Below are 23,424 nucleotides of genomic sequence, written 5' to 3'. Positions count from 1 at the left end.
TTATGTGTACTCCTCTTTCTCACAACCTTTGTTTTTTGCTGTTTTTATCATACGAGGGGACGCGGGGTTTGTCAACTGTTTTTTTAGATCTCTTCCTCCACCATACTCTTATTCCTCGTAAACAGATCATAGATACATGGCACCACGATCAGTGTCAGCAGCGTTCCATATAGCATACCGCCCTCTGTCACGATCGCCATCGGCTGCATCATCTCCGAACCGCTTCCAAGTCCCATCGCCATCGTGGACATTGCAAGGATCGTGGTCAGTGCCGTCATTAAGATCGGGCGCAGTCTCGTTCTTCCGGCTGTGACAATCGCCTCCTTTTTATCCATGCCCTCTCTTCTCAGCTGATTGATATAATCGACTAACACGATTCCGTTATTGACGATGACACCCGCTAACATGACAAATCCGATCATGGATACCACGCCGACTTCATTGTCTGTCACAAACAGAGCAAAGAAACCTCCCGTAAATGCAAGCGGAATCGTGAACATAATAATAAAAGGCGACAAAAATGACTGGAACTGTGCAACCATGATAAGATAAATAAATACCACCGCTAAGATCAGCATCAGATACAATTGGTTCATCGCATCCCGGATCGTCTCATCCTCCCCGGTCATGGAGATCTCATATCCATCCGGCAGCTTGATCTTATCTAATCCTTTCTGGATCTGGTTACTTACCAGCGTCACATTGTGATCTTCATCCACACCGGCTGTCACGCTGATATAGCGCGTCTGCGAGCTTCTGTTTATCACATTTAAGGACTCACCTTCCTCAAACTCTGCGATATCTTTCAGGGGAATATCTGTTGTCTCTCCGCTGATACGGTCTGTATAAGGAAATGTCAGCTTACGGATATCCCCTGGCGTGACATCCGCCTGTTCCCCACTCTGCACATATACTTTATAGTCTTTTAAATCCGTCGAGATCGTTGTGGATGACGTATTCGATGCAAGCTGTTTATAGACAAGCTGATACACCTGCGCTGTTGTCATGCCATATTTTGCAGCTTTTTCTTTGTCCACTTTTACCGTGAAAGACGGTGTCGTATCTCCAAGACCATCGTCCACATCTACAGTGCCCTCCGTCTTTTCCACGACTTCTGCGATCTGCCCTGCGAGTTTCTGCAGCTTATCTAAATCTTTTCCGCTGACCCGCACGGAAATACCGCTTCCGAAAAAGGAACTCATATCCGACGCAGAGCTGTCCGTATTCACGTCGCAGTCAAGATCCGCTGTAAGCGCCTGTATCGAGGCAGTGATCTCACTGCCAGTCGCCCCGGAATCATCGATGAGCACGTACATGGTCACACTGTCCGTACTGCCGCCCATCGACATGATTCCACCGCCGCCTGCCATGGCTCCGATCGAATCCACACCGGAGATGCCAGAGATCTTATCCACAACCTCATCCGCGCGCTCCGTCAGTTCCTCAAATGTCAGCTTTTCATCCTCTTTCGCTGAAACCGTGACCGTGAGCTGCTCTGTCTCCATATTCATGTCCATAAAGGTAAATCCTTTGGAAACGGAAAGCGTCACACTTGCCACCAGAAAAACTACCACACAGATCAGTACGATCGGTTTAAACCGCAGTGCCACACGCAGAACTTTTTCATATCCATCTAAAATGCGGTCAAACCACGGATGTTTGATTTCCCTGGTATTCTTCAGCGCACCGGATGCCATCATCGGTACAAACGTCAGCGCCACAATCAGACTTGCCGCTAACGTATAGGCGATCGTGAGTGCAATATCCACAAACAGCTGCCTTGTGATACCCTCCGTAAAAATGATCGGCGCAAACACACAGACCGTTGTGAGCGTGGATGCAAAAATAGCTCCTGCCACCTGTCCTGCTCCTTCAACTGCTGCCTTCCGGATCGATAATCCCTGATTCCTGAGCCGGTAAATATTTTCGATCACGACAATCGAATTATCTACAAGCATGCCGACGCCAAGCGCAAGACCGGACAATGAAATGATATTTAACGATATTCCGGTAAAATACATCAAAACGATTGCAAAAACCACGCTGAGTGGAATAGAGCATGCGATCACCAGAGTCGGTTTGATATCCTTTAAAAACAGAATCAGAATAAGTACGGCAAGAATTGCACCTACAATCATATTTTCCATGACTGACTCCACAATGGTATCAATGTAAACTCCCTGATTCATCAAAATCGTCATGTGAAGTTTGTCATTTTCTTTTTCCAGTGATTCAAATCTGGTTTTGATCCGTTTTGTTACATCCCCGGTAGAGTACCCGGTCTGCTTCTCAATGGAAAGCATAATCGCAGGATTTCCGTTTACCTTGGAATAGGAATCTCCCGTATCGTCCACCACTTCTGTTTCTGCAACATCCGATAAGCGGATTGGCTCGATTCCATCCAGTCCTACATCCACAAGCACAAGATCTTTTAGTTTCTCCACCGACGAAACTTTGTCCCCGACACGCACCAGATATTGTTTCTTATCTTCATTGACATAGCCAGCCGGCATGGAAAAATTCTGTGCTGTCAATATTCCGCCTAATGTTTCCACCGACAAAATCTGATTCAGATCTGCAGAATCAAGCGCGCTCTGCTTTGACTCGTCTAATTTTTCCTGTCCCTGCTCTAACCGGACTTCCCCGACCGCAAGCTGTGCAGACGCTTCACTCATCTCTAAGATCCCGTCGATCTCCATCCGGTTTAACGTTACATACGCATCATCTAAGGTAGTTTTTCCATCTGTAACCTGTTCCTGTGCAGTCTGCAGAGCTGCCATTGCTGTTTGGATCTCAACCTGTTTTTGTGACAGCTGCGTAATCACCTGCGGAATATCATCGATCGAACTAAGACTCACATTTAACGCTGCTAACTGATCTGCCCACTGCTGATTTAAGGATGTATTCAGTTCTAACAGTTCTTCCTGTAATAATTCCAGACGTTTTCCTGCTTCCGCAATGCTCTCCTGATTTTCCCCGGTCATCGCAAGGATCTGATTGATCTGTTCCTGATCTCCGGAAATCTTCGCCTCCTCTAAAAGTTCTTCTATACGTCTGCTTCCATCGTCACTGTTCATCTGGGCTTCTTTTTGTGCCTGTTCAATGTCTGCTTTTAATCCCATTCCCTGTTCATAAATACTCTGGAGTTCCGGGATTGCCCGCTTTATCAGCTCATCGGTCGCTTTCAATACTGTATAATTCTGACTCAGATCTGATTCTGCCACAAACGCCTGTGACTTACCATTGATCACTTCATTTTCTGCCTGTCCAAGCTGGTTTGCAAGCTGATCTTTTCCGCTTTCCATCTGCCTGCGTCCACTCTCCACCTGCTCGGCAGCCTGATCGAGCTGTTCCTGCGGTTCAGTAAACTGTTCCTCGATCTTACTCTGGATCTTCTGATTCAGTGCATCGATTTTATCCTGATCTAATGTGACATGAATGTTCTCTTCCACAGTTCCGGTTGTAGAAACAGATGCCACACCGTCGATACTCTCAAGCACCGGCGAAAGTTCATTTTCCACATAATCCGAAATCTCTGACTGCGTCATGCCTTCCACATCGGCAGATGCCACCATTACAGGCATCATATCCGGGTCGATCTGCATGATCATCGGCTTCCCGGCACCATCCGGAAAACTGCCCTCTAACTGGTCTAATTTCTGCTGGATCTCGATAATGACCGAATCCATATTGGCATTCTGCTCATACTCTAAGATCACCATCGAATAATTATCGTAGGAGGCAGAACTCACATTTTTGATGCTCGAAGTCGTCGCCATGGATGCCTCGACAGGTGCTGTCACATCGGATTCCACTTTCTCCGGGCTTGCCCCCATATCCGTCGTAATGACTAAGGCATATGGCAGACTCATATCCGGCAGTAGATCTGTGGTCATTTTGGTTAGGGATACGGCTCCTAACACAATGACTAAGATCACGCCTACGATCACAGTATACGGTTTCTTCACACTTAATTTTGACAACACTCTCTTTTGTCCCTCCACCTGAATACGCAAGACATTTGTAATAAACACCTGGCAGCAAATATTTTGCCACAATATATTTAGTTTACCTGTTTCAAAATGGATTGCAAGACTTTCGTACCAGTTTATATTTTTTTAGATTGCTGATTAAGGCAGAATCCTGTGCACAAAAAAGCCCCTGTCAGCTATACACCTATACAAAACTGACAAGAGGCTTTTCTCTTATACCTGCTGTATTCCTACTCTTCCTCTGATTCCTCATCATCCACGATCGCTGCCGTAGCACCTGATACTGCTGACACTACTGCAACCACAGTCGCTATGATGACTACTACAAGTAAACAAATCAGAAAAATCCATAATCCTGTCTCTGTCATATTCCTCTCCATTTCTATGTGTATTTTACAAAGATCCAGCCTGTCCGTTCTTGTCTGCACCCATGTACCCCAACACATCCGATCCTTTATTTCTACTAATCATAGATAATAGTATAGCACACAACCGGCTTATTTACCAGTGACATTGTCAAAGATTTTCATCAAAAATAAGAGTTAAAAAATGAGACCACCCATATGGCAGTCTCATTTTTATGTAGTACAGCAATCCGTTTATTAACCCTTTACGCTTCCAAGTGCAACACCCTGTACGATGTGTTTGGATAAGATCAGATATACAATGATAACCGGGAAGATGGAAAATGCGATCATCACATATACCTGCCCCATATCAAACTTGAGCCAGTCAGCCGCACGCAGCTGTGCGATTAAGATAGGCAGTGTTTTTTTCTTGTCATCATGTAAGATCAATGCCGGTGTGAAGTAGTTGTTCCAGCTGCTTACGAATGTGAAGATCATCTGCACAGCAATTGCCGGTTTCATCAGTGGCATTACAATTGCATTGAAGGTACGGAATTCACCGGAACCATCGATACGTGCTGCCTCGATCAGTGACAACGGCAGTGTACTCTCCATATACTGTTTCATATAGAAAAATGTAACCGGAGCCGCAATCGTCGGCACGATCAGAGGTATAAAGGAATCCTCTAAGTTCATGTTGGAAACAAGTTTGATAAATCCAAGTGCAGTTACCTGTGTCGGAATCATCATGATCATCAAAATAAACGGATAAATGTATTTTTTCAGTTTGAAATCATATGCATGGATCGCATAAGCTGTCATCGTTGAAAAATATACGCTGAGTACTGCACTGAGCGAAGAAACGATCAGACTGTTGAACATACCGTTCCATACCGGAAGCGTTCCATTTCTCAAATTCTTCCAGTTTTCCCACAGATGGCTGCTCGGAACCAGCGTAAAACCTGACTGTAACTCACCGTTTGATCTGGTTGCATTGATAAACAGTACATAAAACCAGAACAGACACAATATGGAAACAATGATCAGTACGATATATGCGATCAGTCTTCTTGCATGAATTCCTACACCTTTTTTCAGATTACGATTTTCATTCATGATCTTCACCCCTTCCTCTTATCATTGCCGGTTATCTTAAATACTACCAGGCTTAAGATACCTGTAATGATAAACAGAACAACTGACAATGCACCAGCCATACCATAGTTCTTGCTGTAGAGATGTTTATTTAAGAACATGATCAGCGTCATGGTAGAACGCATCGGGTCACCGGTTCCATTGGTTAAGATCTGCGGTACATCGAATAACTGTAAACCACCGATCAGAGATGTAATAACCACATATACAAGAATCGGACGTAACAATGGCAATGTGATCTGCCAGAATACCTGGGAAGAAGTTGCACCATCAACTTCCGCTGCCTCAAACAAAGAGGTATCAATACCCATCATACCTGCCATTAAAAGGATCGTTGTATTACCAAACCACATCAGACAGTTCATTAACGCGATCAGCCCTCTTGCACTGCCCGCATTGGATAAAAATTTGTACGGTGTATCAATAAATCCGATCTGCATCAGCATCGAGTTGATGGGTCCTCCATCGGAGAACAATGTAAAGAATAACATGGAAAATGCAGATGCCATGATCAGGTTTGGCAGATATACGACTGTTTTAAAGAAACGGGTTCCTTTTAATCTGAGACGTACATCAGAGAACCATGCTCCAAGTACCAGTGACAAAATGATCTGTGGTATGAAACACATGATCCATAATAACATGGTGTTTTTGGTATAAATCCAGATATCTCCATCGGAGAAAAGCTTTTTATAGTTTGCAAGTCCGACGAAATTCGGTCCGACCTGCGTCAGTCCTGACATATAGTTTTCAAAGAAACTGTTGTAAATAGTGCTGATCAACGGAATCAGCTGAAAAATAACATATACTACAATAAAAGGAATCAAAAAGATATATCCCCATTTATTGTATCTTACTACCTTTCCACTGCTTTTTTTCATAACAACCTGACCTCCTTTTCCAGAGTGCATAATTTTCGCCCACAGAGCTCACAGCATCCCTCACCTTTACCCTGTGTAAGTCTGCTGTCAGCTCTGCGCTTACAGTTTTTACACAAATTTGGATATAAAATGAGCCGCGCCCGCCTCCCTTACGGTCCGGCAGGCGCGGCATCAAATCATTTTTTATACCATTCGTCTGCTTAGTATGTTAACTCCGGATATTTCTCTACAACTGCTTTGTAGAACAGATCTAATGCCTCTTCTTTTGTAGCAGTTCCCTCGAAGTAGTTCTTCATTGCGTTCTGGAACTCTTCGTTACATCCCTGATCGTATGCAGAAAGGTTGCTTAAATCAAGTTTGGAAACACCTGCGCTGTAAATACCAAGTGGATTCTGTCCGCCTAAGATCTTGCTTGAATAAGAGCTGTCAGCCATCTCAGCGATTACATCCTGGTTATTTACGAAATCGTCATCTTTCTCGATGATATCTTTCATAACATCATCATTGGTTGTCATCTGAAGCATGATATCTTTTACAAGGCTCTGGTTATCAGTTCCGTTTGCTGCACAGATCCATGTACCACCCCAGAAGAAGCCCTGCGGTCCTTCGGTTGCGCCCCAGCCACCGTTGTAACCGATACTGCCTTCGGTATCTGCTGCCATTGAAAAGTTTACTAACCATGCAGGTCCAAAGTAGCAGAATACATTTCCTTCCGGATAGAAACCTTTCTTCCAGTCATCACTCCACAGTTCGTATGTTCCTGTCTCGCCTGCATCTACAAGTTCTTTGGAATCATCAACCCATTTCATAATGTTATCATCAATATTGATTTTGCCATCAACAACCCATTTGGAAGAAACGTTGTTGGAATATACACGGTATGTATCATTTACGGAAGATGTGATGGTGTAGCCGGCATCTTTCATCTTCTTTGCTGTATCATTAAATGTATCCCAGTCTTTCACATAATTCTGAACCTCTGCCGGATCATCAGAACCTAATACTGCTTTTGCTGCATCTCTGTTATAGAATAATACGCCAGGACAGCCCTGCCATGAAACACCTTTTAATACGCCGTTAGAATCTGTAACAACATCTTTGGTGTACTGATACTGTTTGGAAAGATCTGAATCAGTAATTCCAAGATCAGATACTGCCATTGTGTAATCGGTATCTACATATTTCAATGCATAATCAGCTTCTACTAAGAAGATATCGATCTTGTCATCTGCTGATGCATCAGCCTGTTTTAATAATGTTGCATCCAGATTGTTCTGATATGCATTGTCATCGTTTGGTGTAATGTTCCATTTTACAGTTACATCACCGATCGTACCTGTGGTTGCATCCACCTCAGTATATCCCGGATAATGATCTGTAACACGGCTCTTAAACTCTTCGTTCCAGCAGTAGATGTTAAGTACTTTTCCTTCATCTGAAGCACTTGCATCTGAAGCTGCAGCTTCGGTCGCCGGTGCTGCCTCATCTGTGGTTGCTGCGTCACTGCTGCCCGTATCTGCTGAGCTGCTGTTTCCGCTGTTTGTGCTGGTGTTTGCTGCGTTATTACCGCCGCATCCTGCCATCATGGTTACAAGCATTGCTGTACATAATAATGTGCTAACGATTTTCTTCTTCATAGAAAACCCTCCTCCTTAATATGTGGTCTTTTGACCATTGTTTTTGTTGTTTTGCTGCTTTGAAAGCAGATAGTCCGGAATCTTCTGCCGCTTCTCCGCATACATCTCTGCAAAAATGCTGTCCGCATGTAGCTGCAACTACATTTAAATGCGTCCAACAGATTTACCTGCAACTAAGATCCCTTCTATAACGACTCTCTCTACGAGAGTTGTTCTCGGTTTCTCAATGGAGCCAATCAGCCGCTTGGCTGCCTCACTCCCGATCAGCTCTGTGTCCTGTCTGATCGTCGTAAGCTGAGGATGTAACAACTGCGACATCCTCGTTCCGTCATATCCTGCAATCGAAATATCCCGCGGAATCCGAAGTCCCATCTCTATGATGACGTTCCTTCCTCCTATTAAAGAGGTGTCATCCGGATAAATGATACAGGTTGGCGGATCTTCTAAATTGAGCAGCTCTTTTGTCTGTTTTGCTGCCTCCCTGGTCTCTAAGTAATCTGCTGTCCGGATGTATTCATCCGGAATCTTCAGACCAAGTTCATCCACCGTCCGGTAGAAACTTGCCAGCCGGTCTTTCGTAACGTAAGAAGCCTGCTGCCCATGAATATATGCAATTTTCCGATGTCCCTGCCCGTATATATATTTTACAAGATCTTCCATACCCTGAATATTGTTGGAACTGACTGCCGTACAGTTATGATGTACATAATCAATCGTAACGACCGGCAGGTCACTATTCATCAGTTCTAAGACATCCGGGTCATTGAAATCGGCACAGACGATCGCAACTCCTTCAAAATTCCGGTATCTGCAATGTTCATAATAGGACATCTTGCGATTTTCAAAACAGGTATTGATAAATGTAATGTCATATCCCTGTTTCTCCGACTGAACTTTTAATCCATTCAGCACTCCGGAAAAATACTCATGTGTCAAACCGCTTCCCGCCTCTTCTTCAAAGAGAACTCCTATATTATAAGAACGGTTTGTCTTTAGTGCTCTCGCCGCCGCATTTGGAAAATAACCAAGTGCTTCTGCTGTCTTTCTGACACGGCTCTTTGTCTCTTCGCTGATATCTCTCTGGTCATTTAAAGCCTTGCTTACGGTGGCAGTAGATACTCCACATTTCTCTGCAATCGTTTTTAATGATACCATGGAAACCTCCAGCTTCTCTTCGAAAACGAAATCCTGTTTCTGAAATATTTCTTAATCGTTTTCGTACTTTTACTATATGTCATCCATAAGCAAATTGCAACTGGTTTTTGGCAATTCGTCGCTTTTTACACTTTTTTGCAGTAGTTTTTGTGCATTTTTACATTAAATATTAGACCAATTATCTGTAATCTCAGTACTTTGTATCTAATTCTTATACGTTTTCGTAAAATATTTTAATTATTCATCAGAAAATAGCTATTGTCGCTTTCATCCATAAAAGTATATTTTTTTTGTCTAATCTGCTATATTTGCCTGTTTTTCAATGTTTTGTATTGATTTTTATTCTTTCTGAATATATACTTTTTATTAAAGGATGAAAACTTAATCGTTTTCGAAATCGTTACTTATCAATATTTATGTATATGGAGGATTTTATTATGAAATTCGGTTATTTCGATGACACCAACAAAGAATATGTCATCACATCTCCAAAAACACCACTGCCATGGATCAACTACCTTGGTTCCGAGAACTTCTTTTCCCTGATCTCAAACACCTGCGGCGGTTACAGTTTCTACAAAGATGCAAAGTTACTCCGCCTGACCAGATACCGCTATAATAATGTACCGCTCGATTCCAATGGACATTACTACTATATTAAAGATGGTGACACGATCTGGAATCCGGGCTGGATGCCTTCCAAAACAGAACTGGACGCTTACAGCTGCCGTCATGGTATGGGTTATTCCGTATTTAAAGGAACCAAAAATAAACTGACCGCAGAGCTTACCTCTTTTGTTCCGGTCGGTGAGACATGTGAAGTCGGCAAACTCTCCCTTACCAATGAGAGCAATGAAACCCGTAATTTTTCTGTTTTCTCATATGTAGAGTTCTGCCTGTGGAACGCAATGGACGATATGACCAACTTCCAGCGTAACTTCTCCACCGGTGAGGTTGAGATCCACGGTTCTGCTCTTTATCATAAGACCGAATACAGAGAGCGCAGAAATCATTACGCTGTTTACGCTGTCAACGCTCCGATCGCCGGTTTTGATACAGACCGTGACTCGTTCTTAGGCGCTTACGGTGAAAACTCTGCTCCGGAAGTTGTTGTAAACGGAACTTCAAAGAATTCTGTTGCAAGCGGCTGGGCACCGATCGGTTCCCACCACCTTGAAGTATCTCTTGCTCCGGGCGAGACAAAGACCTACGTTTTCGTACTTGGTTATGTTGAGAATCCGGTAGAGGAAAAATGGGTTGGACGTGCTGAGGATGGAGTCATCAACCGCAAACGTGCCGATGAACTTCTCTCCCGTTTTGATACCGCAGAAAAAGCAGACGCAGCACTCGTCAAATTAAAAGATTACTGGAACGAACTGCTGTCCCATTTTACCATTTCTTCCAGTGAGGAGAAATTAGACCGTATGGTAAACATCTGGCACCAGTATCAGTGTATGGTTACCTTTAACATGAGCCGTTCCGCATCTTACTTTGAGTCCGGTATCGGCCGTGGCATGGGATTCCGTGATTCCTGTCAGGATCTGCTCGGTTTCGTACATCTGATCCCTGACCGTGCGAGAGAGCGTATCTTAGATATCGCAGCTACCCAGTTCGAGGACGGAAGTGCTTATCATCAGTATCAGCCGCTCACCAAAAAAGGCAACTCTGACATCGGAAGCGGCTTTAACGATGATCCGTTATGGCTGATCGCCGGAACTGCAGCTTATATCAAAGAGACCGGCGATTACTCAATTCTCGACGAGATGACACCATATGACAGCGATGCTTCCAAAGCAACCACTTTCATGGAGCATTTGCGCCGTTCCTTCCATTATACAATGGAACATCTGGGACCGCACAATTTACCGCTGATCGGACGTGCCGACTGGAACGACTGTCTCAACTTAAACTGCTTCTCGACTGAGCCGGGTGAATCTTTCCAGACTTTTGGTCCTTCCGAAGGCCCGAATGCTGAATCCGTATTTATCGCAGGTATGTTTGTCCGCTACGGAAAAGATTATGCAGCAATCTGCCGCCATCAGGGCATGACGGAGGAAGCAGAACTTGCAGAGAAAGCAATCGCAGAGATGGAAAAAACCGTTATGGATGCCGGCTGGGATGGCGAATGGTATCTGCGTGCTTACGATCATTACAAAAATAAGATCGGTTCAAAAGAATGCGAAGATGGCAAGATCTTTATTGAGCCACAGGGCTTCTGTGTTATGGCTGAGATTGGTTTAGAGGAAGGCTGCTGCTTAAAGGCAATGGAATCCGTCGAAAAATATCTCGACACGAAATACGGTATCGTACTGTTACAGCCGCCTTACCACAGATATCATGTGGAACTTGGTGAGATTTCTTCTTATCCACCAGGATACAAAGAAAACGCAGGTATCTTCTGTCACAACAACCCATGGATCTCTATCGCGGAGACTGTAATTGGCAGAGGCAACCGTGCTTGGCAGGTATATACAAGAACCTGTCCTGCATACATTGAGGATATCAGCGAGATCCACCGCACAGAGCCTTATGTATACTCCCAGATGATTGCCGGAAAAGACGCCCCGAACTTCGGTGAGGCAAAGAACAGCTGGCTGACAGGAACCGCCGCATGGACCTTCCTCAATGTTTCCCAGTTTATCCTTGGTATCCGCCCGGATTATGATGGTCTGACTGTTGATCCTTGTATTCCATCCAAATTAGATGGTTTTACCGCCAAACGTGATTTCCGCGGTGTCAGCTACCATATCACCGTAAAGAATCCAAATCATGTGGAAAAAGGTGTGCTTTCCATGATCGTGGATGGACAGCCGGTAGAGGGAACTACGATTCCATTCTCGGCTGAGAAGAAAGATGTAAATGTAGAAGTAACGATGGGCTAACCTCCCTGCCTGTCTTTACCTGACAAAAGAAGCCTTCTTTTTATGAAGGCTTCTTTTGTATCCCAAACTAAAATGTTTCATTTTTTCTGTATTTGCGTGGTGATATACCTTTTATCTTTCGAAACGAATCCCCAAAATAGTTACTGTCATTAAATCCACATTCAAAAGCAATATCTGTGATAGATTTATTCGTTTCCAGCAGCAGCCTGCATGCATTCTGTATCCGGAGATTAATAATATATTCTTTAAACCCGAACCCCGTCGCTGTCTTAAATCTCTTAGACAAAAATGACTTATTCATGTCAAATTTATCCGCCACATCTTCCAGTAAAATATTTTCCGTATAATGTTCAAAAATATATGTTGCAACTTCCTGGATTTTTCGGTTATCAACATCAATCTCTTTTATAACATTGTCCTCATACTCCTTGCATCTTATGATAAACAGCAAAAGTTCAACAAGTCCTGCTTTTATAAATGCCGTTGATAATATGTCCGGCGTATCATTTTCAAACATTAACTTATCCAGCAGGGAATCCACATAGTTTCTGCGTTTTTCCGGTATATTGATTACCCCCGGAACCATACAGTTCTTAAGATATTCCGCTCCGATCTGTTCTTTGATCCAATCCGTAATCTCCTGCCGGAAACTGATAACAATCCTTTCATGAATTCCTTTCCCGGTATATACTGTCTTATGCAGACAGCCACCCGGAACGATTACAAGATCACCTTTTCCAAACTTATAGATATTGTGATCAATAAAGCTGGTGCACTCCCCACTGGAAAGATAAAAAATTTCATGAAATGGATGTACATGTGGCTCGCAGTTACTTTCAGATATCGTATTACTTCTTCTGATCTTCTTAATATCAAAATCTTTTGACATATCCTGAAACATATAATTCTCCATTTTTCTGTACTTTTATGTGTTTTTATCATTTTTTTCAAGGAATATACTGTTTTTTTGTCATATTATGAACCATATGAATACAACCTGTCAACATATTTTATAAATCCACAAGGAGATCCTATGCCAAAACAAATATCTGAAAATAAACGAAATATGATTCTAAATGGAAACCTGTCCCAGGCAATCCTTATGCTCGCCGTTCCGGTCATGATCAATAGTTTTATCCAGTCGATGTATAATCTTACGGACACATTCTGGCTTGGACGGATCGGAACAGAAAACCAGTCTGCCATAACGCTCGTATCACCATTTCAAAATATCCTTAACAGTTTTGGCAGCGGCATAACAACCGCAGGTGCAATTCTTATATCGCAATACCTTGGTGCCAGAAAAGATGAACAGGCAAACAAAATGGCAAATCATATCTGTATTACGTCCCTTGGCTTCTCCCTCATCTGTGCATTACTGTGCTGGCTGATATCCCCGGCATTAGTCACCTGGCTCGGTGCCAGGGGAGTGGTCTATGAGTACGGTCTTACTTATTTAAGAATTGTGGTCCTTGATATGCCATTTCTGTTCATGATCAATTTATTCACAGCCGTGAAACAGGCGCAGGGGGACACTGTAAAACCCATGCTTCTCAATCTGCTTGGTATCATGATCAATCTGATATTAGATCCTCTTTTCCTCATTGTGTTCCACTTTGGAATCGGAGGCGCAGCATTTGCCACGCTTATAGCAAAAATCCCCTGCGCTCTCATTGGACTGATCCTTCTTACAAAATCAGATCAGCTCATACGGATTTCTTTTAAAAATTTTGTCTTTGACCAGAAAATGATACGCGCCATTATCAAAATTGGTCTGCCAACTGCGATTGGCGGCAGCACCATGCAGCTAGGTACGCTGATCATGACCAGAAATGTAAATGTTTATGGTTATATTGCAACCAGCGCCTATGGTATTGGCAACAAAATCAACAGTCTTATCACAATGCCAGCCAGTGGTGTCGGTTCCGCCGTTTCTACTATAGTTGGACAAAATATGGGAGCCGGAAACACAGAGCGGGCGAAGAAAACCTTCCATTATTCATTAAAAATGTGTACCTTATTTTTACTTATTCTGGGATTCATTTTTTCAAGACGCCCTGTTTCCCAGACTATGGTATCATTCTTTTCAACAGATGCCAAAGTCATCCCTCTGGCTGCAGACTATTTATCCATTATTGCATTCTGGTGCTTTACAAACGCTTTTTATAATGTATCACAGGGATTGTTCCAGGGATGTGGGCATACACTGATCACAATGCTCGTAGATGCTTCCCGGATATGGCTATTCCGTCTGTTGTCTCTTTGGATATGCGCAAATGTATTTCATATGGGAGTGGCATCCGTCTGGTATTCCGTTGTAATCAGTAATGGAACCTCTGCCATAATCCTGTATCTGCTATACTGGACCGGAATATGGAAAAAAGGATATGCAGACCCTCTCTAGAGCCTTTCATATCCTTTTCTCTTTCACTTTAATCTTCTATTTCCAGTTAACAAAATTTGTTGCAAATTAATTTGCTGTCACAAGTCCGTTCTCACAATCCAATTCTACATATGCACTGGATTTTAAGACATCAAGCGCATGTTTAGCACCTATCAGAACCGGAATATCAAGGCTTAATCCTGCGATTGCTGCGTGGCAGTTTTCACCGGATGCTTCCACGATGAGTCCGGATGCCTCACGCATCTGTGTCATCATGGCATTGCTGGTATCTTTTGCAACAATGATGTCCCCGACTTTAAAGTTTTTAAGATCTTCTTCATTGTGACAAACGCAGAGATTTGCAGAAATCTTCTGTGTTCCGATTCCTTGTCCCTCCACTAAGATATGTCCTGCCACCTGCACCTTGATCAGGTTGGTCGTACCGGATACACCAAGAGGAACTCCTGCGGTTAAGACAACAACATCTCCTTTGGAAATGATTCCTGCTGCTTCTGCTGCATCGACTGCATAGTCAAACAGTTCTTCTGCCTGTGTCTTTTCCTCGATCATAAGCGGGATCACACCCCAGGATAATGCAAGCTGACGGTAAATCTTTTCTGTCAGACATCCTCCGATAATCGGACAGTTTGGACGATATTTGGAAACCATGCGGGCGGTACGTCCTGATTTTGTTACCGTGATGATTGCTGCCGCATTCAAATCTCCCGCCATTGTACATGTCGCATGGGAGATTGCATTGGTCACATCCGGGTTGCTCATGGTTTTGCGCATTTTAAAACGCTGTAAGTAATTGATATCCTGTTCCGTACGGACTGCAATACGCACCATGGTCTTTAAAGCCTCGATCGGATACATACCTGCAGCTGTCTCTCCGGAGAGCATGATCGCACTGGTTCCGTCGTAGATTGCATTTGCAACGTCAGTTGCCTCTGCTCTGGTCGGACGCGGATGTTTCATCATGGAATCAAGCATCTGAGTCGCTGTGATAACCTTCTTGCCTGCATCGTATACTTTTTTAATTATCATCTTCTGGATCACCGGTACATCCTCTAACGGGATCTCAACACCCATATCACCACGCGCTACCATGATTCCATCGGAAACACGGATAATATCGTCAATATTCTGTACACCCTGCATATTTTCAATTTTTGCAATGATATTGATATCCTCGCCGCCTTTTTCTGCAAGGATCTTGCGGATTGCAAGCACATCATCTGCGGTACGGACAAAAGATGCAGCAATAAAATCATAATCATGCTCTACCGCAAATACGATATCACCATAATCTTTTTCGCTGATATATGGCATGGACAATTCTACATTCGGAACGTTCACGCCTTTTCTGTTGGAAATCACACCGCCATTTAACACCTGGCAGATGATATCTTTTGGCTTATTGCCATCTTTATCTGCCTTTGCGCCAGATGTCACCTTGATTTCTTTTACTTCCATTCCGATCAGACCATCATCGATCAGAATGCGATCTCCCGGTTTTACATCCTCCGGCAGGTTTTTATAAGTAATGGAAACACGTTTTGCATCTCCCATAATCTCATCGGTTGTCAGGGTAAAAGTCTGTCCATCCTTAAGTTCGACTTTTCCGTCCGTAAAATCTCTCAGGCGGATCTCCGGTCCTTTTGTGTCAAGCAGTGCTGCGACTGGACGCTTTAATTCCTTACGAAGTTTCTGTAACATCTGAAGGCGTCCTAACTGCTCCTCATGGTCACCATGGGAAAAATTAAAACGGGCAACGTTCATTCCCTCTTCGATCAGGCGTTTTAATACACCTTCCTTATCTGTTGAAGGTCCTAAAGTACAAACAATTTTTGTTTTTCTAAACATCTTTTTTCCTCGTAAAAAAATTTATTTTCGGCAATCGATTCAGTCTTATTATTACCATAAAAATGGCAGTTTATTTCGTGATCATCGTACCCGGTCCACCGCTCACATAGGTGCCGTCTTTGTTCAGCTTTGTAATAAGTACGGAACGGATTGCGGAATCTCCAATAAAATCAATGGCAGCCTGAATCTTTGGCAGCATGTCATCCTCTCCGAACTGACCTTCTTCCATATACTGTTTTGCTTCTGCAACAGTCATGGTCGAAAGAGGTTTCTCATTCTCTGTGCCGTAATTCAGACATACATTGTCCACACTTGTTAAAATGACTAACATGTCAGCATCTAAAAGTTCTGCTAATTTTCCTGCTGCAAGGTCTTTTTCAATGACTGCACTCGCACCTTTTAAATTATTGTCCTGTGCAAGTACCGGAATACCGCCACCTCCGCAGGCAACAACAACCTGATCTGCATCCGATAATGCACGGATCGCATCGATTTCAACGATATCCATTGGCTTCGGTGCTGCAACGATACGGCGGAATCCTCCTTCTACTGCTGTGACATGATTTCCTTTTTTCTCCTCTGCCTCAGCTTCTTCTTCTGTCATCACACGTCCGATCACCTTACCTGGTTTGTAAAAAGCCTCATCATATGGATCGACAACAACCTGTGTCAGAACTGTGGAAACTGTCTTATAAATGCCTTTATTCAGCAGCTCGGCACGGATAGCATTCTGTAAATCGTAACCGATATATCCCTGACTCATTGCAGAACATACAGACATTGGCGTAGCGGTATACTCCGGATATAATCTGCAGAACTCATTCATTGCTGTATGGATCATACCAACCTGTGGCCCGTTACTGTGTGTAATGACTACCTGATAATCATCGCGGATAAAATCAGCAACCGCTTTTGCAGTGCGTTTTGTTGCCTCTTTCTGCTCCGGTAATGTGGTACCAAGTGCTTCATGACCAAGTGCTATTACGATTTTTTTCTTTTTCATGGCTATCCTCCGATACTGACTCTTCGTCATAGTGATTATTTTAGCATGAACCTCATACAGGCGCAATCTGATAAGAGTTTGCTTCCTGTTAAGATTTTCTGCTTTTTGTAAATTTTTATAGTTTCAGCATACCATATTCTGACATATTTTTAAACAATAGAATGCTCGCTTTGCGTACATTCTTTTATCCTGAACAATAGAATGCACGCTCCGCAGACATTCTATTGGCATGAATAAATGTATAACTCCGCGAACATTTTATTTTTCTTCTGCATTTTCAACGGATGGCGCATCCTCCTGCGGCAACACAAATGAATCGATCAGCTCCCATATCTCATCACGCCCCTGCTTTGTCTCTGCTGAAAACGGAATGATCATAGTGCCAGGCTGCACGTTTAAGCCCTCTCGGATCGCTTTGACATTTTTCTGGATCTGGCTTCGTTTGATCTTATCGAGTTTGGTCGCAATAATGATCGGTGCAAATCCCTGATATACCATCCACTCATACATCATCCTGTCGTTTGCGGAAGGATCGTGGCGGATATCGATCAGGAGAAATACTGCTTTTAACTGTTTGGACGTGTGCAGGTAATTCTCAATCATTTTTCCCCACTTAGCCTTTACTTCCTCGGATGCTTTTGCGTAACCATATCCCGGCAGATCCACAAGATACATGGCATCGTTGATATTGTAAAAGTTGATGGTCTGTGTTTTTCCCGGCTGTGCAGAAGTACGTGCTAACGCTTTACGGTTCATCAGAGCATTGATCAGGGATGATTTTCCAACGTTTGACTTTCCTGCAAAAGCTACCTCCGCATATGCAGTATCCGGCACTTTACTCGTCACACCGCAGACAATTTCCAGATTTACATTTTTTATTACCATGTTATTCTTGTATGATAATTAGGAAGTTAATTATCACATATTTCCTTTCTTTTAATATCGTGGTTCAATACAATTCAGATACTATGGACTTTTGATTTGTTTTCTGTAGCTTGACTACTCAACTGGAGTGTATTGCCACTACCTTTATCTGAATTGTTTATTAGCTGGATGTTGCCGGAGTGTTTTTCACTTAGAGTACTTATTTCTATCAAGTCTACGATGATAATCGTTGGTGGACATCATGGTATCAGACTTTAGGAAAGGGAGGTACAACCTCATGAAAATTTACGTAGGCATTGATATTGCCAAACTTAATCATTTCGCCGCTGCGATTTCTTCCGACGGTGAAATAATCATTGAGCCGTTCAAATTCACAAATGACGCTGATGGCTTCCAACTGCTGGTCTCTAAACTCGAATCATTCGATAAGAACAGCCTCATCATCGGTCTTGAGTCAACGGCACACTACGGTGACAACCTTGTTCGATACCTTGTTACTGAGCTTTACCAAGTGTGTGTGTTGAACCCCATCAAAACCTGTCAAATGCGAAAAAATAACGTTCGCAAAACTAAGACAGATAAGGTCGACACTTACGTGATTGCTAAAACTCTTATGATACAGGACAACCTCAGATTCGTCAGCTTCTTCGATCTCGATATGATGGATCTTAAGGCATTGGGACGTTTCCGTCAGAAAACCATAAAGCAACGTACCCGATTGAAAATTCAACTGACAACCTATGTTGATCAGGTCTTTCCGGAGATTCAATACTTTTTCAAATCCGGTCTGCATCAACACGCTGTCTATGCTTTATTAAAAGAAGCACCTTCTCCAAAAGAGATTGCTTCCATGCATATGACTCATCTGGCAAATCTGCTCAAAGTGAACTCACACGGACACTTTACCAAAGAACAGGCCAAAGAATTAAGAGTTCTCGCACAGAAGTCTGTCGGTGCTAACGACAGCGCTATATCTATTCAGATAACTCAAACCATTCAACAAATCGAGTTACTGGATAGCCAATTAGAAAAGATTGAAGCTGAGATGACGGATATCATGAAATTCAACGATTCTGTCATCATGACCATTCCTGGTATCGGTTATATCAATGGTGGAATGATTCTTGGTGAAATAGGTGATATTCACCGTTTCTCCAATCCAAACAAGCTGCTTGCTTTTGCTGGTCTGGATCCTTCTGTTTATCAGTCTGGTAACTTTCAGGCTAAGACAACAAGGATGTCCAAACGTGGCTCTCGTGTTTTACGATATGCCCTTGTAAATGCAGCTTGGAACGTTGTCAGAAACAACGCAACCTTCAAGGCTTATTATGATGCCAAGAGGGCTGAAGGCCGGTCTCACTACAATGCACTTGGGCATTGTTCCGGCAAACTTGTCAGAGTCATCTGGAAGATGCTCACCGACAATGTCGAATTTAACCTCAAATAAGAGGTCTGTATACCAATATCGATAGATTTTGAAAAAGCACCCTAAGGGAGCTCTATTAAAGTTACCCTTTTTTACCACCGATATGAAAAAGAAATTTTTTACTAATTTATGGTTGACTTTTCATAGCTGGTCTCCTCATTGTTATCTTCATTCACTTGCTATGATTTCTAAAACATTCTTTTTTATTTGCCGGCAGAAAATCTTATTTTTGTCTTTTTACAAATGCCACGTTAAGTACATCCTGCATTTTCTCTACAAATACAAGTTCAAGACCTTTTTTGATTTCTGAGGAAATTTCCTCCACATCCTTCTCGTTTTTCTTCGGAATGCAGATCGTTTTGATTCCGGCATTCTTCGCTGCAAGGATCTTTTCTTTTAAGCCACCGATCGGGAGAACTCTGCCGCGCAGTGTGATCTCTCCTGTCATTGCGACATCCGCACGGACCGGAGTCTGTGTGATCGCAGAAAGCATTGCCGTCGCCATCGTGATACCTGCGGACGGTCCGTCTTTTGGCACTGCCCCCTCCGGGATATGGATATGAATGTCATTTTCCTGAAAAAACTTCTTTGGAATATGATATTCTTCCCCTACCGAACGGATATAACTTAAGCCTGCCTGTGCGGACTCTTTCATCACATCTCCGAGTTGTCCGGTAAGCTGTACTTCGCCTTTGCCCGGCATCACGTTGACCTCGATCTCCAACGTATCACCGCCGACGCTCGTCCATGCCAGACCGCGCACGATTCCGACCTCATCGTTCTCGTTTTTCTGATCAAACGTATATCTCTCTTTTCCAAGATATTTTTCTACATTCTGACCTGTAACTTTTACGCATTTGACTTCGGATTCGTATACTTTCCTTGCAGATTTTCTTGTAATTTCAGACAGCCTGCGCTCTAAATTACGCACACCTGCTTCCCTTGTATAACCGGAAATGATCTTTTGCAGCGCACGGTCACTGATCTTTAACTGTTCCGGCTTTAAACCGTTTTTCTCTTTTACCTTCGGCAGCAAATGCTCTTTTGCAATATGGAACTTCTCATTTTCCGTATAGCTGCTCACCTCGATCAGTTCCATACGGTCAAGCAGTGGACGCGGGATATCCTGTACAGAGTTCGCCGTCGCAATAAACAGTACCTCTGACAGATCAATCGGAACCTCGATATAGTGGTCGCGGAACTTACAGTTCTGCTCTGCGTCGAGCACCTCAAGCATGGCAGATGCAGTGTCGCCCTTATAATCGCTGCTCATTTTATCGATCTCATCAAGCAGCATCAGTGGGTTTTTCACGCCGGCACTGCGCAGACCATTGACAATACGTCCTGGCATCGCACCGACATAAGTTTTCCGGTGTCCACGGATCTCTGCCTCGTCACGGACGCCGCCTAAACTGATTCGAACATACTTTTTATCAAGTGCACGCGCCACGGAACGGGCAATGCTCGTCTTTCCGGTACCAGGCGGTCCGACTAAACATACGATCGGGCTCTCGCCCTTTTTCGTCAGATTACGCACAGCAAGGAACTCTAACATACGCTCTTTTACTTTTTCCAATCCGTAATGATCTTCATTTAAAATGCGCTCTGCATTTTTCAGATCCTTGTTATCTTTGGATGCCTTATTCCACGGCAGTTCTAACATGGTCTCGATATAACCGCGGCTGACTGCACTCTCCGAAGAACTTCCACTGATATTTTTAAAGCGTAAGATCTCTTTTTTGATCTTTTCTTTGACTTCTTTGTCTGCCTTTAACTTTTTCAACTGTTCTAAATAGGCATCCGCATCTGACTCCGTATTATCCTCGCCGAGTTCTTCCCGGATCAGCTTCATCTGTTCACGCAGGATATATTCCTTCTGGTTCTTATCCACACGTTTCTTTACTTTTGCCTGGAATTCATTTTTGATCGCAGTGATCTCAATTTCTTTTAAAAGAAGCGCCATCAAAACTTCATAGCGCTCCGTCAGTGAAACTGCCTCTAATATTTCCTGCTTCTGTTCATAATAAAAAGGAAGATTGTTGGCGATCAGATCCATGATCTTCGGCAGATTCTTTTCTTCCCTGACCTGTCTGCGCATTTCACCTCCGACACGCGGGTTGACAGTTACATATTTTTCAAATGTGTCCTGTACACTGCGCACCATAGCCGTTTTTGCCTCGTCCGACAATCCCTCATCAATTTCTTCACACCGCGTGAGTTCCACCTCTAAAAAGTCCGTCTGAGAAACAAAAGCGGACAATTGTGCCCGCTCTGTTCCTTCCACTAAAACTCTGACGATGTTGTTTTGTAATTTTATGACCTGCCTGACCTCTGCAATAATACCGATATGATATAAATCTTCGATGCCAGGCTCTTCCTGCTCCACATCACGCTGTGCAACAAGGAAGATCTTCTGTTCATCCATCATACTCTGTTCTACTGCATGAATCGACTTTTCACGGCTCACATCAAAATGTGCGATCATCCCCGGAAGGATGACCATTCCGCGAAGTGCCACCGCAGGCATTTTCATCGCTTTATTATCCAACCTGTTTTTCCTCTATCTTTTCAAGTTCACGTTCTTCGATCGCAAGCTGTTCATCCACCATCTCTTTTGTGATCTGGCACTGTGTAATAGATTCATCCGATGGAATGTGGTACATCAGATCTAATGTAACAGCCTCCATGATCGCACGAAGTCCACGCGCTCCTGTCTTGCGCTCTAACGCTTTATCTGCAATCGCCTCAAGTGCTTCTTTGTCAAAGTCAAGCGCTACACCGTCTAACTCAAACAGCTTCTGATACTGTTTGGTCAGCGCATTTTTCGGCTCCTGTAAAATGCGGATCAATGCGTCCCTGTCAAGCATATCCAAAGATACCGTTACCGGCACACGTCCGATAAACTCAGGGATCAACCCGAACTTTACAAAATCCTGTGGAAGTGCATGTTTTAACACATCACCGATATTGTAATCTCTCTTGTCACGGATATCTGCATTAAATCCGATCGTCTTCTGATCCATTCTGGTCTCAATGATCTTCTCAAGTCCGTCAAACGCACCGCCGCAGATAAATAAGATGTTGGTCGTGTCGATCTGGATCAACTCCTGCTGCGGATGCTTTCTTCCACCCTGTGGCGGAACAGACGCAACAGTTCCCTCTAAGATTTTTAATAATGCCTGCTGTACACCCTCACCGGATACATCTCTGGTGATGGATACATTTTCAGATTTTTTGGAGATCTTGTCGATCTCGTCGATATAGATAATTCCGCGCTGTGCACGTTCAATGTTATAATCAGCCGCCTGAATGATCTTTAAAAGGATATTTTCAACATCCTCTCCAACATATCCGGCCTCCGTCAGTGTGGTCGCATCTGCGATTGCAAATGGAACGTTTAAGACTCTCGCTAATGTCTGTGCCAACAGTGTTTTTCCGGAACCGGTCGGTCCTAACATCAGAATGTTGCTCTTCTGAAGCTCTACACCGAGGTCATCTCCGGCCATGATTCTTTTATAATGGTTATAGACAGCCACAGACAGCACTTTTTTTGCCTGATCCTGTCCAATGACATAATCATCCAAAAATGCCTTTAACTCTTCCGGCTTTAACAGATTAATCTGCTCTTCCGGCTCTGCCACTTCACCTGCTGCCTCATCATTTTCTAATTCTTCATCGATAATTTCAGCACAGATATCCACGCACTCGTCACAGATATATGCACCGTTTGGTCCTGCAATCAGCTTGCGAACCTGATCCTGCGTCTTCCCGCAAAAGGAACAACGGAATTTATCGTCATTTCTTCCTGCCAT

General features: G+C 43.4%; 15 protein-coding genes. 3 read left to right on the top strand and 12 right to left on the bottom strand.

Going from position 1 to position 23,424, the window contains the following annotated elements:
* Positions 1-83: 83 nt before the first annotated feature.
* The 6 genes from RIL182_RS04320 to RIL182_RS04300 all read right to left on the bottom strand — a co-directional run bounded on the left by RIL182_RS04320 (position 84) and on the right by RIL182_RS04300 (position 9,167).
* On the bottom strand, positions 84-3,986 hold the full coding sequence (locus RIL182_RS04320; RefSeq protein WP_044999379.1) for an efflux RND transporter permease subunit: 3,903 nt from the start codon (positions 3,984-3,986) through the stop codon (positions 84-86).
* 236 nt (positions 3,987-4,222) lie between these two features.
* Positions 4,223-4,372 (bottom strand): hypothetical protein, encoded by a 150-nt coding sequence (locus tag RIL182_RS21135; RefSeq protein WP_015520035.1) that lies wholly within the window; start codon positions 4,370-4,372, stop codon positions 4,223-4,225.
* A 222-nt stretch (positions 4,373-4,594) separates the two neighbouring features.
* Positions 4,595-5,455 carry a carbohydrate ABC transporter permease gene (locus tag RIL182_RS04315; RefSeq protein ID WP_118412780.1) on the bottom strand — a complete coding sequence of 287 codons (861 nt, stop codon included), beginning with the start codon at positions 5,453-5,455 and terminating at the stop codon, positions 4,595-4,597.
* 5 nt (positions 5,456-5,460) lie between these two features.
* Positions 5,461-6,375 carry a carbohydrate ABC transporter permease gene (locus tag RIL182_RS04310; protein WP_022112430.1) on the bottom strand — a complete coding sequence of 305 codons (915 nt, stop codon included), beginning with the start codon at positions 6,373-6,375 and terminating at the stop codon, positions 5,461-5,463.
* 200 nt (positions 6,376-6,575) lie between these two features.
* Positions 6,576-8,012 carry a type 2 periplasmic-binding domain-containing protein gene (locus tag RIL182_RS04305; protein WP_134523057.1) on the bottom strand — a complete coding sequence of 479 codons (1,437 nt, stop codon included), beginning with the start codon at positions 8,010-8,012 and terminating at the stop codon, positions 6,576-6,578.
* Between the two features lie 144 nt (positions 8,013-8,156).
* Complete coding sequence (locus tag RIL182_RS04300) at positions 8,157-9,167, bottom strand: LacI family DNA-binding transcriptional regulator (protein ID WP_006858210.1); 1,011 nt, start codon at positions 9,165-9,167, stop codon at positions 8,157-8,159.
* A 437-nt stretch (positions 9,168-9,604) separates the two neighbouring features.
* Here RIL182_RS04300 and RIL182_RS04295 point away from each other — a divergent pair, with 437 nt between their 5' ends.
* Positions 9,605-12,049, top strand: coding sequence for a GH36-type glycosyl hydrolase domain-containing protein (locus tag RIL182_RS04295; protein WP_134523055.1), 2,445 nt, complete (start codon positions 9,605-9,607; stop codon positions 12,047-12,049).
* 67 nt (positions 12,050-12,116) lie between these two features.
* On the opposite strand, the gene RIL182_RS04290 is transcribed toward RIL182_RS04295, so the two are convergent.
* Positions 12,117-12,962, bottom strand: a complete 846-nt coding sequence (locus RIL182_RS04290; RefSeq protein WP_006858244.1) for a helix-turn-helix transcriptional regulator — start codon at positions 12,960-12,962, stop codon at positions 12,117-12,119.
* Positions 12,963-13,115: 153 nt separating this feature from the next.
* Here RIL182_RS04290 and RIL182_RS04285 point away from each other — a divergent pair, with 153 nt between their 5' ends.
* On the top strand, positions 13,116-14,453 hold the full coding sequence (locus RIL182_RS04285; protein ID WP_243128731.1) for an MATE family efflux transporter: 1,338 nt from the start codon (positions 13,116-13,118) through the stop codon (positions 14,451-14,453).
* Positions 14,454-14,519: 66 nt separating this feature from the next.
* On the opposite strand, the gene pyk is transcribed toward RIL182_RS04285, so the two are convergent.
* The 3 genes from pyk to yihA all read right to left on the bottom strand — a co-directional run bounded on the left by pyk (position 14,520) and on the right by yihA (position 18,186).
* Positions 14,520-16,298 carry a pyruvate kinase gene (gene pyk, locus RIL182_RS04280; RefSeq protein ID WP_006858213.1) on the bottom strand — a complete coding sequence of 593 codons (1,779 nt, stop codon included), beginning with the start codon at positions 16,296-16,298 and terminating at the stop codon, positions 14,520-14,522.
* A 70-nt stretch (positions 16,299-16,368) separates the two neighbouring features.
* A complete protein-coding gene (gene arcC, locus RIL182_RS04275; protein WP_015520028.1) occupies positions 16,369-17,301 on the bottom strand; it encodes a carbamate kinase in 933 nt (310 codons plus the stop codon).
* 258 nt (positions 17,302-17,559) lie between these two features.
* Positions 17,560-18,186, bottom strand: a complete 627-nt coding sequence (gene yihA, locus RIL182_RS04270) for a ribosome biogenesis GTP-binding protein YihA/YsxC (RefSeq protein ID WP_118412774.1) — start codon at positions 18,184-18,186, stop codon at positions 17,560-17,562.
* Between the two features lie 277 nt (positions 18,187-18,463).
* Between yihA and RIL182_RS04265 the strand changes: the two genes are divergently transcribed.
* Positions 18,464-19,633, top strand: a complete 1,170-nt coding sequence (locus tag RIL182_RS04265) for an IS110 family RNA-guided transposase (RefSeq protein ID WP_134523052.1) — start codon at positions 18,464-18,466, stop codon at positions 19,631-19,633.
* A 202-nt stretch (positions 19,634-19,835) separates the two neighbouring features.
* On the opposite strand, the gene lon is transcribed toward RIL182_RS04265, so the two are convergent.
* Together lon and clpX are read right to left on the bottom strand one after the other, a co-directional pair.
* Complete coding sequence (lon, locus tag RIL182_RS04260; protein ID WP_006858216.1) at positions 19,836-22,160, bottom strand: endopeptidase La; 2,325 nt, start codon at positions 22,158-22,160, stop codon at positions 19,836-19,838.
* A complete protein-coding gene (gene clpX, locus RIL182_RS04255) occupies positions 22,153-23,424 on the bottom strand; it encodes an ATP-dependent protease ATP-binding subunit ClpX (protein ID WP_006858217.1) in 1,272 nt (423 codons plus the stop codon). The genes lon and clpX overlap by 8 nt, the downstream gene beginning before the upstream one ends.

The organism is Roseburia intestinalis L1-82, assembly GCF_900537995.1.
Taxonomy (GTDB): domain Bacteria; phylum Bacillota; class Clostridia; order Lachnospirales; family Lachnospiraceae; genus Roseburia; species Roseburia intestinalis.
Note: the sequence above shows the minus strand (reverse complement) of the source record. Positions and strands in the feature narration are given on the sequence as shown.